The organism is Streptomyces sp. NPDC048295, assembly GCF_040652135.1.
In the GTDB taxonomy this organism is placed as follows: domain Bacteria; phylum Actinomycetota; class Actinomycetes; order Streptomycetales; family Streptomycetaceae; genus Streptomyces.
The window spans coordinates 107,033-121,028 of record NZ_JBEZLL010000026.1 but is presented as its reverse complement, the minus strand read 5'-3'; the positions used below and the strand labels follow the sequence as shown (position 1 = coordinate 121,028).

General features: G+C 70.7%; 14 protein-coding genes. 9 read left to right on the top strand and 5 right to left on the bottom strand.

All coding sequences use genetic code 11. The annotated features are described in order from the left end of the window. Window positions 1-240 precede the first annotated feature (240 nt). Window positions 241-1,422, top strand: a complete 1,182-nt coding sequence (locus AB0D53_RS31600) for a helix-turn-helix domain-containing protein (RefSeq protein ID WP_362452554.1) — start codon at window positions 241-243, stop codon at window positions 1,420-1,422. 39 nt (window positions 1,423-1,461) lie between these two features. Here the strand turns inward: AB0D53_RS31600 and AB0D53_RS31595 are convergent, their stop codons facing one another. Together AB0D53_RS31595 and AB0D53_RS31590 are read right to left on the bottom strand one after the other, a co-directional pair. Continuing rightward, window positions 1,462-2,862: a carboxylesterase family protein gene (locus AB0D53_RS31595; protein ID WP_362452553.1), complete on the bottom strand. Its 1,401-nt coding sequence runs from the start codon at window positions 2,860-2,862 to the stop codon at window positions 1,462-1,464. A gap of 118 nt (window positions 2,863-2,980) precedes the next feature. After that, window positions 2,981-3,835 (bottom strand): acetylxylan esterase, encoded by an 855-nt coding sequence (locus tag AB0D53_RS31590; RefSeq protein ID WP_362452552.1) that lies wholly within the window; start codon window positions 3,833-3,835, stop codon window positions 2,981-2,983. Window positions 3,836-4,087: 252 nt separating this feature from the next. Here AB0D53_RS31590 and AB0D53_RS31585 point away from each other — a divergent pair, with 252 nt between their 5' ends. Further along, entirely contained in the window at window positions 4,088-4,234 is a 147-nt protein-coding gene (locus tag AB0D53_RS31585; RefSeq protein ID WP_362452550.1) for a hypothetical protein, read from the top strand. Between the two features lie 82 nt (window positions 4,235-4,316). Here AB0D53_RS31585 and AB0D53_RS31580 read toward each other — a convergent pair whose 3' ends face one another. Continuing rightward, window positions 4,317-4,739 (bottom strand): secondary thiamine-phosphate synthase enzyme YjbQ, encoded by a 423-nt coding sequence (locus tag AB0D53_RS31580; RefSeq protein ID WP_362452549.1) that lies wholly within the window; start codon window positions 4,737-4,739, stop codon window positions 4,317-4,319. 92 nt (window positions 4,740-4,831) lie between these two features. On the opposite strand from AB0D53_RS31580, the gene AB0D53_RS31575 reads away from it, so the two are divergent. From AB0D53_RS31575 to AB0D53_RS31550, 6 genes are all read left to right on the top strand, one after another. Further along, on the top strand, window positions 4,832-4,915 hold the full coding sequence (locus AB0D53_RS31575; protein WP_350692898.1) for a putative leader peptide: 84 nt from the start codon (window positions 4,832-4,834) through the stop codon (window positions 4,913-4,915). A 209-nt stretch (window positions 4,916-5,124) separates the two neighbouring features. Further along, entirely contained in the window at window positions 5,125-6,018 is an 894-nt protein-coding gene (locus AB0D53_RS31570; RefSeq protein ID WP_362452548.1) for an ABC transporter permease, read from the top strand. Then, window positions 5,991-6,755, top strand: a complete 765-nt coding sequence (locus AB0D53_RS31565) for an ABC transporter ATP-binding protein (RefSeq protein ID WP_362452547.1) — start codon at window positions 5,991-5,993, stop codon at window positions 6,753-6,755. The genes AB0D53_RS31570 and AB0D53_RS31565 overlap by 28 nt, the downstream gene beginning before the upstream one ends. A gap of 70 nt (window positions 6,756-6,825) precedes the next feature. Continuing rightward, window positions 6,826-7,854 (top strand): ABC transporter substrate-binding protein, encoded by a 1,029-nt coding sequence (locus AB0D53_RS31560; protein ID WP_362452545.1) that lies wholly within the window; start codon window positions 6,826-6,828, stop codon window positions 7,852-7,854. Further along, the gene (locus AB0D53_RS31555; protein WP_362452543.1) at window positions 7,851-9,059 is read left to right on the top strand and encodes an LLM class flavin-dependent oxidoreductase; all 1,209 of its coding nucleotides are present in this window, start codon (window positions 7,851-7,853) and stop codon (window positions 9,057-9,059) included. The genes AB0D53_RS31560 and AB0D53_RS31555 overlap by 4 nt, the downstream gene beginning before the upstream one ends. Before the next feature lie 120 nt (window positions 9,060-9,179). After that, a complete protein-coding gene (locus AB0D53_RS31550) occupies window positions 9,180-10,289 on the top strand; it encodes an NAD(P)-binding domain-containing protein (protein WP_362452541.1) in 1,110 nt (369 codons plus the stop codon). Window positions 10,290-10,301: 12 nt separating this feature from the next. On the opposite strand, the gene mltG is transcribed toward AB0D53_RS31550, so the two are convergent. Together mltG and AB0D53_RS31540 are read right to left on the bottom strand one after the other, a co-directional pair. Continuing rightward, window positions 10,302-11,147, bottom strand: a complete 846-nt coding sequence (gene mltG, locus AB0D53_RS31545; RefSeq protein ID WP_362452539.1) for an endolytic transglycosylase MltG — start codon at window positions 11,145-11,147, stop codon at window positions 10,302-10,304. 381 nt (window positions 11,148-11,528) lie between these two features. Beyond that, complete coding sequence (locus AB0D53_RS31540; protein WP_362452537.1) at window positions 11,529-13,334, bottom strand: ABC transporter ATP-binding protein; 1,806 nt, start codon at window positions 13,332-13,334, stop codon at window positions 11,529-11,531. A 147-nt stretch (window positions 13,335-13,481) separates the two neighbouring features. On the opposite strand from AB0D53_RS31540, the gene AB0D53_RS31535 reads away from it, so the two are divergent. Continuing rightward, entirely contained in the window at window positions 13,482-13,925 is a 444-nt protein-coding gene (locus AB0D53_RS31535) for a MarR family transcriptional regulator (protein WP_093550968.1), read from the top strand. Window positions 13,926-13,996 lie beyond the last annotated feature (71 nt).

Here is a 13,996-nt window from a genome sequence, read left to right as displayed (position 1 = left end):
GGTCAAGGGACTTCAGGCTGTTCTTCCTCTCCCGTGCCGTGGCCCGGCTCGGTGACACGATGCTACCGGTGGCGCTGGCCGCAGGGCTGCTGCAGAACGGGTGTGCCACATGACGTCGCCTCTTTCGTCGACGAGTTGGCGGCCGGGAGCGGTTGGGGCGCACGCCCGACGCGCTGCCCGGCGCCGCCGGATCCGGGGCTCCGATTGACGGCACGACCGGGGCGGTGTGACGATGCGCCGATGTCGGACCTGCACGCCCGGATGGCCGCCCGGGTCGGTGACCTCACGGCCGTCGTGGTCGCGCGCTGCGCGGCGGAGGCGCCGTTCTACGGGGCGCTGCCCCGCGCCACCCTCCAGGGCGAGGTGGCGCGGTCCATCGCGGCGGTGCACGCGCTGTTGCTCAAGGCACTGCGCGACGGCGGCGGGGGTCCGATGGGGCAGGGCGATCTGACCCGGCTCATCGAGTGGTCGGCGCGCCGGGCCGAGGAGCGCGTCCCCCTGGAGGCGGTGATCGCCGCGTACCTGATCGGCGCCGAGGTGTGGTGGCAGACGCTGACCGAGGTCGCGGAGCCCGGTGAGCTGGCCGGGGCGGGCGGCAAGCTGCTCGCCTGCCTGCACGCCGCGCTGCCCGCGGTCGTCCTCGCCCACCAGAACGCCCAGGAGGACCTCCACAGCGAGGACAAGCGGGTACGGCGGGCCCTGCTCGGCGCCCTGCTGGCAGGGCGGCCGTACGAGGAACTGGCGAGCGTGGCGCGGGTGGCCGTGGCGGGTGAGTACGAGGTGGTTGCCTTCGCGTTCGAGTCCGACCCGCCGAGCAGATTGGTGCAGTCCTCGCTCGACGCCTTCACCGGGATCCCTGTGCTGATGGACCACGTCGCTCGGATCGCCTTGTTGCCGGGCAGGTCCGACGTGCCGGGCCTGGTGGCCCGGCTGGAGAAGGACGTGGGGCAGCCCGTGCGCGCCGCCGCCGCCCGCTCCTCCGTACCGGCGGCCATCCCCTCGGCGGCGCAGGAGGCCGGCCGCGTGCTGGATCTCGTCCGGCGCCTGGGACGCCCGCCCGGGTGCTACCGCCTCGACGACGTGCTGCTGGAGCACCAGCTCGCGCGCCCCGGGGACGGCCTGGTGCGGCTGGCGGCCAAACTCGACCCCCTGGAGGACCATCCGTACCTGCTTGAGACGCTGCGCGTGTTCGTGGAGCGGGGGCTCAACCGCCGCCAGACGGCGTTGGAGCTGTGCGTCCACCGCAACACCCTGGACTACCGGTTGCAGCGAGTGAGCGCGCTGACGGGCCTCGACCTCGCGGTTCCCGCGCAGGCGCGGCTGATCCAGGCGGCGCTCGTCGCCAGGGACCTGGCCGGGCCCGCGGATCACCGCGGGGTCACCGGATGGCAGGGATCCGCAGGAGCAGCGGAAAGCGGATGAACCACGGCCGGCGTCGGCGAGCGCTCGGCCTGTCATCTGTCAGAGCCAGGCGCCGAGTTCCTCGTGCCGGGGTGCGAGGACCGGGCCGGCGCCGGGGTGGTCGAAGACCATGACAGGCCGGTCCGCGTTCCAGCCGGACCAGCCTGGCTGACCGGTAGTGGCGAAGGCGACCCAGGCCCGGTGCATGGCGTCGGCCAGTGGCTGGGGCGCGCCGGGCCCGGTCAGGTCCTCGGCGGCACGCAGGTTGTCGAAGACGAAGCCGAGTTCCAGCGCATGGCACGCGCCGAGTCCCATCACGGGTGAGCGCCAGCAGAATTCGTAGACGAAGGTGCGGGCGGGACGGGAGTCGGCGAGACGGTTGAGCGGCCCCCGCAACAGCAGGTCGGTGGCCATCTCTCCCAGGATCTCTCCGGGTCTGGCGTGCGGCCGGGTGGCCCGGTACAGGCGTGCCACGCGTTGCGGGACACGGATCTTCAGCAGTGCCAGCCGCAGGGTGAGCCAGCTGATCCGGTCCACGGTTCCGCCGGGTACGAACCACAGCCGGTACTCCTCCCGGTTGCAGCCCAGCAGCAGGTCGGCCTCGGGAAGGGGCGGGGCGGCGGGCACCACGTCGCCGTCGACCACGATGTGGAAGCCGGGACCGCCGCCGATGGGGTCGGACCGGTCGACGACGGCGGCCTGCGCGTCCAGCAGCAGGTCTCGGTCCACCGCCGCGAACGCCTCGGCGGTGGCCGGGATCCGCAGTCTCTTCGCCATCGACCGTACGGTCTTCGCGCCCTCGCGACGCGAGATCGTGTGCGGCGGGCCGCTCTGCAGGATCGCCCGGTGGAACAGCCCGGCCGTGCCGGGGCTGGTCATGAGGGCCGCGACGCTGATCGCGCCGGCGGACTCCCCGCACACGGTGACGTTCGCCGGATCTCCGCCGAAGGCGGAGATGTTGTCGCGGACCCAGATCAGGGCTGCGATCTGGTCGAGGAGGCCCCGGTTGACACAGGCGTCGGGGAAGACCCCGAACCCCTCCACGCCGAGCCGGTAGTTGACGGAGACAAAAACCACCCCGTCGCGCGCGAAGGCGCCCCCGTCGTAGAGCGGCAGGTTCGCCGAGCCGTTGCGCAGGGAACCCCCGTGGATCCAGACCATGACGGGCAGCCGGCCCTCGCTGACGGATGGGGTCCAGACGTTGAGGTTGAGACAGTCGTCCCCGGCGATGCTCGGATCGGGTATCAGCCGGTCGAGGGGCGGGCGGTAGGGGCGTTTGGGGGCGGTCGGCCCGTACTCCAGGGCGTCTCGTACCCCTTCCCAGGGCTCGACCGGGGCGGGGGCGCGGAAGCGGTGGGCGCCGAAGGGCGGGGCGGCGTAGGGGATGCCGAGGAAGGTGGCGATCCCGTCGCGGAGACGGCCTCGGACCTTGCCCTGCCCGGTGGTCGCGATGAGGTCCATGGCGGTCCTTCCCTGTGCGAACGGGGGCCGGCCGCCCCTGGTCGCGGGAGCGCCAGGGGCGGGCGGCGTGGATCGGGACGGCCGCCGGTTCACGGCGGAAGGGATCTCCGGGAGCGGGTCACTGGCTTGCGAGGCCGTTGCGGCGGACGTCGGACCAGGTGCCGCTGTCGGTGCAGATCCCGCAGCCGGCCCCGAAGAACTGCGCCCTCGCCGTCTGGTCCCCCATCAAGTGTGCTTTGAACCAGGCGGTGGTGGGCGCGGCAAACGGGCCGGGGTCGCCCACGACCGTGAAGTGATCGGCGCCGCGCAGTTCCCCGTAGATGGCCGGTATGTGGTCGGCGTCGTTGTAGAAGGCCTTGACCAGGAAGGGGAAGACGATGCTGTCCTTCTGCCCGGCCAGGAGGAGCGCGGGTACGTGTACGTTGTCGATGTCGGCGAGCGGCCCGGGCTGGATGGGCAGGATGGTGTCGATGCGCGGGTCCGAGCCGACGACGATGGCGGCGGCACCGCCCTGCGAGTGGCCGGAAGCGCCGATGTGCTCCAGGTCGACACGGTCGTGGAAGGGGCTGCCCTGGTCGGCGTTGCGACGGGTGAGCAGGTCGATCCCGGCGCGCATGGAGATGCCGAGGTTGGACTGCGGGGTGTTGGCGGCGGCGACGATGAAGCCGTGACTGGCCCAGTGGAGCAACAGGTCGCGGTAGACGACCGGGAAGGCGAAGGTGCCGTTTCCCCACACGATCACGGGGTGGCGGCGGTCGCTGGTCGCGATGTCACGCGGGTAGTACAGGGTGGTCACCGCCCCGACCTCCACCGCAGTGGCGTAGGGGCCGGGAGCGCCGTAGTCGACCACGGCCGCCTCGGCACCGGCACCGGCGGGGGAACCGGTGGACGCCGCTGCCGCACCCGCGCCGGCAGAAACCGTCAGCAGGAGCAGGAGCGAGGTCAGGGGGACGAGCAGTTTTCTCCAGAGCACAGCGGACTCCCGATGTCGTCACGGTGAACTGGATGTCTCATCCGGCTCACGCCTTGTCTGATCGCACATCCTGAAGCACGGTTCGAGACCCGTCTCTGCGCAATCGCGGCAAGCAGCGACGTCGGAGTTTGTGCAACATGCCGAGATGCCTGAGCGCGGTGAGGGTGCCATGCTCGGTTCCGCCGCTGCGGCAGAGAGCCCGCCGCCCGGCCCCGAGAGGAGAACGTCAGGAACGGAGAAGCCCCGCGCACCGTGCGCGACGCGCGGGAAGGCGCCTCCCCCCTGGAAAGGACCAGCACCGAGATCGGTGACACGGTGCGGGTGACCTACGGGGAGACCGCGAGCCTGCGGACCGTGGGCGCGTCCTTCGACACCTCGGGCAGCGAACTTGCTCAGTAGCCTGCGGACCGGCGGGCAGCAGTGCGCACAGCTCAGTCGGCGCGGCCGGACTTCCCCTCTGCGGTCCCACCGGAGCAACGCGCTATCCGAAGAAGCTCAACCGCACCTGACGGTTGTGATTCGAAATGTTGGTATCGACCAAGCACACCGACTGCCACGTCCCCAGCTCCAGCCGCCCCCCGATCACCGGAAGCGTCGCATGGGGTGGGACCAGCGCGGGCAGTACGTGGTCGCGGCCGTGGCCGGGGCTGCCGTGGCGGTGTTGCCAGCGGCCGTCGGCGGGCAGCAGGGTGTGGAGGGTGGCCAGGAGGTCGTCATCGCTGCCGGAGCCGGTTTCCAGGACGGCGATGCCGGCGGTCGCGTGCGGTACGAAGATGTTGAGCAGACCGTCTCTGGAGGCGGCGTTCCGGGTGAGGAACTGTTCGCAGTCGGCCGTCAGATCGGTGACGGTCTCCGTCGTTCCGGTGGTGATGTGCAGAACACTGGTGGCGAAGGTGTGGGACATGCGTCCATCTTCTCGCTTGCAGGGCGAGATCGCGCGTCCACTTGCCGAGACACCATTGACCGTTTCCGTCAGGGATCGCTACGTTCAGCGCCATGTTCCGTTCAGCTCTGCTCACTTCGCGCGGTCACATCGACCTGCTGCGGGTGGCTTCCGCCGCGTGTCGCCGCGGCTGCTGACGTTCCTTCAGCGCATTCCCCCTCGCCGGTGACGGGGTGCTCCGGCCGCCCGTTCCCGCTGTCGTACGTGTCTGCCCGTACGCGCTCCGGCGTGTCCCGCCTCGTCCCACACGCCTCGTGATCCCCGTGCCGTAGCAGCGGCGGTGGGTCGCGTGTGCGTGTGGCCGCGGCGCGTCTCCCCCTGTCCGTGGACTGTTCGTGGAGCCCTCATGACCATCGGCCATGCCCTCGCCCCGCCGGAAATATCATCGAAATCCGGAAAAGAAACCGCTTCGTCTGCTTGTCGGTCGCTCGATCTGGAGCCCGTTGTCCCGGCCTCCGTGCGGGGTACTCGCCTGCCCGCCGTGCCCCGTTGGGCTCGGCGCGCCGTGGGGCCCCTGCTGTTGCTCGCGCTGTGGCAGGTCCTCAGTGTCACCGGCGTCCTGCACGCCGATGTGCTCGCCTCGCCCGGCACCATCGCCCGCGCCGGATCGGATCTGGTCGCCGACGGGACACTGCCGTCGGCCATGGGGATCTCGTTGCAGCGGGTTGCCGCCGGGCTGGCGCTCGGGGGTGTCATCGGAACGGCGCTCGCGCTGGTTTCCGGGCTCTCGCGGCTCGGCGAGGACCTGGTGGACGCGAGCGTGCAGATGCTGCGCACCGTTCCCTGGGTCGGGCTGATCCCGCTCTTCATCATCTGGCTGGGCATCGGCGAGGCCCCGAAAGTGGCACTCATCGCGCTCGGGGTCACCTTCCACCTGTATCTCAACGTGTATGCGGGAATTCGCGGTGTCGACGCCCAACTCATCGAGGCCGGGCAGTCGTTGGGGCTCGGGCGATGGGGGCTGATCCGGCATGTGGTGCTGCCGGGCGCGCTGCCCGGGGCCATGACCGGGCTGCGCTATTCGCTCGCCACCGCGTGGCTGGCCCTGGTCTTCGGCGAGTCCGTCAACGCCGACGCCGGGATCGGCTTCCTGATGAACCAGGCCCGGGAGTTCTTCCGTACGGATGTCATCGTCGTCTGCCTGGTCGTCTATGCCTTCCTCGGCCTCACCGCCGATGTCATCGTCCGCACGCTCGAAAGGCTGCTGCTGCAATGGCGACCGACCTTCACGGGCCAGTGAGCCCCACCGCTCCGGCCGAGACCGCCGTTCTGGTCGAGGGGCTGACCCGTTCCTTCGGCGGCCGGGCCGTCATCGACGGACTCGATCTCACCCTGCGCGCGGGGGAGTTCACCGCGCTGCTCGGGCGCAGTGGCTGCGGGAAGTCGACACTGCTCCGGGTGCTCGCCGGGCTGGACCGTGACATCGAGGGCACGGTGCTCGTGCCGAAGCGGCGTGCGGTCGCGTTCCAGGCGCCCCGGCTCATGCCGTGGAAGCGGGTCTGGCGCAATGTGCTGCTGGGACTGCCGGGAAAGCCGGAACGAGCGGTGGCCGAGCGGGCGCTGGAGGAGGTCGGGCTGGGTGAGCGGGCCGGGCGGTGGCCCCGGACGCTCTCCGGCGGTGAGGCACAGCGCGCCTCGCTGGCCCGTGCGCTGGTACGTGAGCCGGATCTGCTGCTGCTCGACGAACCGTTCGGCGCGCTGGACGCGTTGACCCGCATCAGGGCACACCGGCTGGTGGCCGAGCTCTGGCAGCGGCGCGGCTGTGCCGTACTGCTGGTCACCCATGATGTGGACGAGGCGCTGTTGCTGGCCGACCGCGCGCTGGTGATGCGGGACGGAGCGATCGCGTACGAGACGCCCGTCGCCCTGGACCGGCCGCGCAGCGCGAGCAGTCCCGGTTTCGCCGCACTGCGCTCCCGGCTGCTGGCGGAACTGGGTGTCGAGGGCGATGCCGTCGAGAACGTCGAAGCCGCCTGAGGCAGAACCCCCTTGCCTCCCCTCTGCCCCGGCTGCCGCCTTCCCCGTACGCACGACGAAAGAGAAGCCCGTGAGAATCCGCGCCCTGCCCGCCCTCCTTCTGCCCTTCACCCTGCTGGTGTCCGCCTGCGGCACCACCACCTCCGCCTCCACCACCGAGAACACCGACGGGAAGGGCAGCGTCACCCTCAACATCGGTGATCAGAAGGGGGGTTACGAAGCGATTCTGCGGGCCTCCGGTGAACTCGACGACCTCGATTACCGGATCAAGTGGTCGACCTTCACCTCGGGCCCACCCCTGTTGGAGGCGATCAACGCCAAGGCCGTGGACATCGGGGGCGTCGGCAACACGCCGCCGGTGTTCGCGGCGGGTTCCGATTCCAGGATCGTCGTGGTGGGCGCCGGTCACGGCTCGTCCGAAGGCGAGGCCATCGTCGTTCCCGAGGACTCGCCGCTGAAGTCCCCGAAGCAGCTCAGGGGCAGGTCGGTCGCGGTGGCGCAGGGCAGCTCGGCCCACTACCAGCTGATCGCCTCGCTGAAGAAGGCGGGGCTCGGCATCGGGGACGTGAAGCTGAAGTACCTTCAGCCGGCCGATGCGCTCGCCGCGTTCAGCCGGGGCAAGGTCGATGCCTGGGCGATCTGGGATCCGTACACCTCTCAGGTACTGCGCAGCACGAAGTCCCGGGTGCTGACCACCGGGCAGGGCGTGGTGAACGGTCTCAGCTTCCAGGTGGCCTCGCCGGACGCACTGGAGGACGGCGGGAAGTCCAGGGCGATCGGGGATCTGCTGGTGCGTCTGCAACGCGCGCAGTCCTGGGTGTTCAAGCACCCCGGTGCCTGGGCGAAGGTCTGGGCGAAAGAGACCGGGCTGCCCTACGAGGTGGCCCTGGACGCGGTCGAGCGGAGTTCCGGGACCCGTGTGTCCGTTGCCGTCGACCCCGCCGCGATCGCCTCCGAGCAGGCCATCGCCGACACCTTCGCCGATCTGAAGCTCATCCCGCGGCGCTTCTCCTTCGAGGACTACGTCGACACCCGGTTCAACCGCGATCTGCCCCCGTCCTCCACCGCTCCCCGCTCGTACGGAAAGGCCTCGTCATGAATGTTCATCTGCACTGGTTCCTGCCCACCGGCGGCGACGGGCGCACGCTCGTCGACCGGCACGCGTACACCGACGGCGGGATCAAGCGGAACCGGATCACACCGGTGAGCGGCGTGCGCGCCCCCGACATCGAGTATCTGGCGCAGATCGCCAAGGCCGCCGAGCAGTTGGGCTTCGAGGCCGTGCTGACGCCCACCGGAACCTGGTGCGAGGACGCCTGGCTGACGACGGTGGCCCTGGCCCAGCACACCGAACGGCTGAAGTTCCTGGTGGCGTTCCGGCCGGGCATGATCTCACCGGTGCTCGCCGCGCAGATGGCCGCGACCTATCAGCGGATCACCCGGGGACGGCTGCTGCTCAATGTCGTCACGGGCGGCGACTCGACCGAGCAGCGGCGGTTCGGTGACCATCTGGACCACGACCGGCGCTACGCACGGACCGCGGAGTTCCTTTCGGTGGTGCGGGGCGCGTGGAGCGGGCGGCCCTTCGACTTCGACGGCGAGCACTACCAGGTGGAGGGCGGGCTGACGGCGCTGCCGCCGGACCCGCTGCCGGACATCTTCTTCGGCGGGTCGTCGTCGGCGGCCGGTCCGGTGGCCGCCGCACATGCCGATGTCTATCTGACCTGGGGCGAGCCGCCGGGCGCGGTGAAGGAGAAGATCGACTGGATCCGGGGTCTCGCCGAGGAACAGGGGCGTACGGTCCGCTTCGGTATCCGGCTGCACACGATCTCCCGCGACTCCTCGCGCGAGGCCTGGGCGACGGCCGACCGACTGCTGGGCGATCTCGATGCCGGGACGATCGCCGCCGCCCAGCAGGCACTGGGGCGGAGCGAGTCGGTCGGGCAGCAGCGGATGCTGGCGCTGCACGGCGGCTCGCGCGACAAGCTGGAGATCTCACCGAACCTGTGGGCGGGCGTCGGGCTGGTGCGGGGTGGCGCGGGGACCGCGCTGGTCGGCAGTCATGCGGAGGTCGCCGACCGGATCGAGGAGTACCACGCGCTGGGGGTGGAGCACTTCGTGCTGTCCGGCTACCCGCATCTGGAGGAGGCGTACTGGTTCGGTGAGGGCGTCACGCCCGAGCTGGCGGCACGCGGCCTGCTGTCGACCGTTCCCGCGTCGCCGCTGCTGGGGGTGGCTGCCGCGAACGGCCGGGCGGCTTCAGCGCCGGGCGGGGCACCGCTGCTGGTCGCCGGGGGACGCTGACCGGGAACCGGTGCGGACGGGCCGGCCCGTCCGCACCGGTTCCCGGGAAAAGCCCCGGTCTGCCGTTCGGGGAAGATCCTCGGCCCCATCACAGTTGGTAGAAACGTGAACAACTTTGGGGTGGTCGCAGCACGCAACATCGATGTCGTCGTGATCGGCGCCGGACAGGCCGGACTGTCCGGCGCCTACCATCTGCGCCGCACCGGCCTGGCGCCCGATCGCGACTTCGTCGTGCTGGACCACGCCCCGCACCCCGGCGGCGCCTGGCAGTTCCGCTGGCCCTCGCTGACGTACGGCAAGGTCCACGGCATGCACGCCCTGCCCGGCATGGAGCTCACCGGAGCGGACGACGACCGCCCCTCCTCCGAGGTGATCGGTGAGTACTTCGCCGCGTACGAGCGCGCCTTCGAGCTGCGGGTCCACCGCCCCGTCGAGGTGAGCACGGTACGTGAGGGCGTCGACGGGCGGCTGCTCGTCGAGACCTCCGAGGGTACGTACGCCACCCGCGCCCTGATCAATGCCACCGGCACCTGGGACCGGCCGTTCTGGCCGCGTTATCCGGTGCAGGAGAGCTTCCGGGGGCGGCAGCTGCACACCGCGACCTACCCGGGTCCGGCCGAATTCGCCGGACAGCGCGTGGTGGTGGTCGGCGGCGGTGCCTCCGGTACGCAGCATCTGATGGAGATCGCCGAGGTGGCGGCCGAGACGTACTGGGTGACGCGACGGCCGCCCGTCTTCCGGGACGGCCCCTTCGACGCGGACCGGGGACGGGCGGCGGTGGCGCTGGTGGAGGAGCGGGTGCGGCGCGGGCTGCCCCCGCGGAGTGTGGTGAGCGTGACCGGGCTGCCGCTCACGGACGCGGTGCGGCGCGCCCGCGAGACGGGGGTGCTGGACCGGCTGCCGATGTTCGACCGGATCACGGCCGGCGGGGTCGCCTGGAACGACGGCCGGACGGTCGAGGCGGACGTCATCCTCTGGGCCACCGGATTCCGGGCCGCCATCGATCACCTCGCGCCCCTGAAGCTGCGCGAGCCGGGCGGCGGCATCCGGGTCGAGGGCACTCGGGCGGTACGGGACGCGCGCATCCATCTCGTCGGCTACGGGCCGTCCGCCAGCACGATCGGCGCCAACCGGGCGGGACGGGCGGCGGTGCGTGCGATCGGCCGGCTGCTGCACGGGCAGGACGCGGTGGCAGAGGCCGGTGCTGCGCTCGCGCCGGCCGTGGTGTGACGGTGCGGGTGCTCAGCCGCTGGACGCGCCGCGGTGGTTGCGGTTGAACTCCGCCACGTTCTTCTGGTGCTCCGTGTAACTGCTGGTGAAGCGGGTGTCCCCCGGCTTGACCGTGACGAAGTACAGCCACGATCCGGGAGTGGGATCGATGGCCGCCGACATCGCCTGCTCCCCCGGGTTCCCGATGGGGGTGGGCGGCAGCCCCTTGCGCTCATAGCTGTTGTACGGGCTGTCGATCTTCGTGTCGCCCTCGGTGGTGTGCAAGGTGCTGCGGTTCAGCGCGTAGTTGAGCGTGGAGTCCATCTGGAGCGGCATGCCCCGGTCCAGCCGGTTGTGGACGACTCTGGCGACCTTGCCCATGTCGGCCACACTGTCCGCCTCGGCCTGCACGATGCTCGCGATGGTCACCGTCTGGTACACCGAGACGCCGTTGCGCCGCGCGCCCTCGGTGATGTGGTCCGCGCCGAATCGCTGGACCGCCGTGTCGGCCATGTACCTGAGCAGGCTCTGCGGGGTCGTGCCGGAAGTGACCGGGTACGTCGCCGGGAAGAGGTAGCCCTCGGGGTTGCCCTTCGCCGCGGCCGGGAGCGGCAGGTCCGCCGTGCCGGCGGCCTTCTCGGTGGTCCCGGGCTCCACCGCGAGAATCCTGTCCACCGCCGCGTACACCTGGGAGGCCCGCCACCCCTCGGGAATCACGAGCGAGCGGGCCCGCTCGACCTGCGGCCCCCTGGTCAGCAGCGGCACAAGCACCGCCGCCACGACCACGACGAGCAGGATGCCGATGAACAGCGCCAGACGGCCGCGCCGGGTCGGGCGGCGCCTGTGACGGGGCGGGGTGTCCGGGGACTCGTTCACCATGCGGGCACGCTATCTGCCCGTCCGGAACCGTGGCCCGGGCGACACGGACCAGGCATTCCCGGAATGGAACACACGAACAAGGGATCGGATGTTCGCTGGAACGCGTGATCGTTCCGCCATTCGTTGCTCAGCTCCCCTGCGACGCAGGATGATTACAGGGCGCAAGCGACGGGCTGCAGACCGCGACTGTGCTGTCCCACATATGCATCACGCACAAGGAGAAACACCGAATGAACGTCATCACCAACCTGCTCGCCGGCATCGTCCACTTCGTGGGTTGGCTCATCTGACCATTGCTCCGCCCGGCGCCGTCGTTCCCCGTCCCACGGGAGCGGCGGCGTCGCCGCGTGTGCGGCCCGGCCGTCCGACCGCTCTCGTCGATCAGCCAGTCGCGGGGGCCAGTTGGGTGTCCCGGCGGACCAGCGCGGCATAGCGGCCGTCCTGTTGGAGCAGTTCCTCGTGGCTGCCGCGCTCGGCGGTCCGGCCGCCGTCCAGGACGACGATCTGCTCGGCGTCGCGGACCGTGGAGAGCCGGTGCGCGATGGTGATGGTCGTACGCCCTTCGGACAGCGCGTCGATCGCTTCCTGCACGGCGAATTCCGTACGGGTGTCGAGGGCGCTCGTCGCCTCGTCGAGTACCAGGACGGGCGGGTCGCGCAGAATCGTGCGGGCGATCGCGAGGCGCTGCTTCTCGCCGCCGGAGAAGCGGTAGCCGCGCTCGCCGACGAGGGTGTCGTAGCCGTCGGGCAGTGACGCGATGTGGTCGTGGATCTGTGCCGCGCGGGCGGCCGCCTCGATCTCGGCGTCGGTAGCGTCCGGCTTGGCGAAGCGCAGATTGTCGGCGACCGAGGCGTGGAAGAGGTAGGTCTCCTGGGAGACCACTCCCACGGCTCTCGCCAGGGTGTCGAAATCCAGATCGCGTACGTCGACTCCGTCGAGCGTGACCCGGCCACCGGTGACGTCGTAGAGCCGGGGGACCAGATAGCTGAGCGTGGACTTGCCCGATCCGGTCGGTCCGACGACCGCCAGGCTGCCGCCGGCCGGGACGGTCACATCGATGCCGCTGAGGGTCGGACCGCTCTTCTCGTCGTAGCTGAAGTCGACGTCCTCGAAGCGGATCTCACCGCGGATCGTCTCCAGCCGGACCGGGTTCTCGGGCTCGGTGATGTCCACGTCGAGGTCGAGGTACTCGAAGATCCGCTGGAAGAGCGCCAGGGACGTCTGCATGTCCACCCCGGTGGAGAGCAGACTCACGGCGGGCCGGAAGAGGCCCTGCTGGAGCGAGACGAAGGCGACGAGGGTGCCGATGGAGACGGCGGGGCCGCCGGACTGCAGGGCGAGGCCGGCCGCCCAGTAGATGACCGCGGGCATGGCGGCCATGACGATGCCGATCGTGGACATCCGCCACCGCCCGGCCATGCTGGAGCGCACTTCGAGATCGACGAGCTTCTCGGACTCCTCGGCGAAACCCTTGGTGAGGGAGTCGGCTCGGCCCATCGTCCGGCCGAGCAGGATGCCGCTGACGGAGAGCGACTCGGTGACCGTGGCCGCCATGGCGGCCATCTGCTTCTGGCGCCGCGTGGTGATCTTCTTGCGCTCGCGGCCGACCCGGCGGCTGATCCAGACGAAGACCGGCAGCAGCAGGAGCGAGACCAGGGTGAGCCGCCAGTCGAGCGCCAGCATGGCGACGACCGTGGCGACGACCGCGGTGAGATTGGAGACCAGCGACGTCGCGGTGGAGGTGACCGTCGCCTGCATGCCGCCGATGTCGTTGGCGATGCGGGACTGGACCTCGCCGGTGCGGGTCCGGGTGAAGAAGGCGAGCGGCATCCGCTGCAGCTGGGCGTAGACGGCGGTGCGCAGGTCGTGCATGACCCGCTGGCCGACCGTGGTGGAGATCAGGGTCTGCAGGACACCGAAGACGCTGTTCAGCACGGCGGTGAGGATCATGCCGAGGGCGAGCAGCGACAGCAGCCCCGTACGCCCCTGGGGGATGGCGGTGTCCAGGATCTCGCGCAGCAGGAAGGGCGAGGCGACCGAGACCAGCGACGAGGCGCCGACCAGCACTCCGACCAGCACGAGCCGGCCCCGGTAGGGGCGGAAGAGGCGCAGGATGCGGCGCACCTCGGCGGGCGGACGGCTCGCGTCCTTCGGCGGGGGTGTCCAGTTGATTGCGTCGGGTTTCATGGGCTCCTTCGTCGGGCGTGCGGTGGCTGCGAATCGAGCGGGGTCGGACAGGACTCCGAGCGGGCGCTCGCAGCAAGCGGACTTTTGAGAGCCTAGCCCATTGTTACCTATACTCACAATGAACGGGGTCCTGATATTGTTCCCTCCATGGACTCCTCCGACGCCGACGGCGTGCTCGCCGAACAGCTGCTGCGGGTGACCCGCAGGCTCCAGCGGATCCAGAGCCGCCAGCTGGAGCCGATGGGTATCACTCCCGCACAGTTCCGGCTGCTCCGCACCGTCGCGCATTACGACGGCCCGCCCCGGATGGCCGATCTCGCGCAGCGCCTGGATGTCGTCCCGCGCGCCGTGACCACCCTGGTCGACGGCCTGGAGGCGAGCGGACGGGTGCGTCGCGCCCCCGATCCGGACAGCCGCCGGGTGGTCCGCATCGAGATCACCGAGGAGGGCCTCGCCACCCTCCGGTCGCTGCGCGACGCGCGCCGCGCCGCCGCGGAGGAGATCCTGGCCCCACTGACCGCCGATCAGCGCGAGGTGCTCGGCGGACTGCTGTCCGCTCTGGTCGACGGAATGCCGGAGCGCCGCTGTTAGAACACCGCACGGACATGCCTGCGCCCACCGGGTGAAGCGCGTCCGCCGCCGTGGTACCGAACCGAACCGCC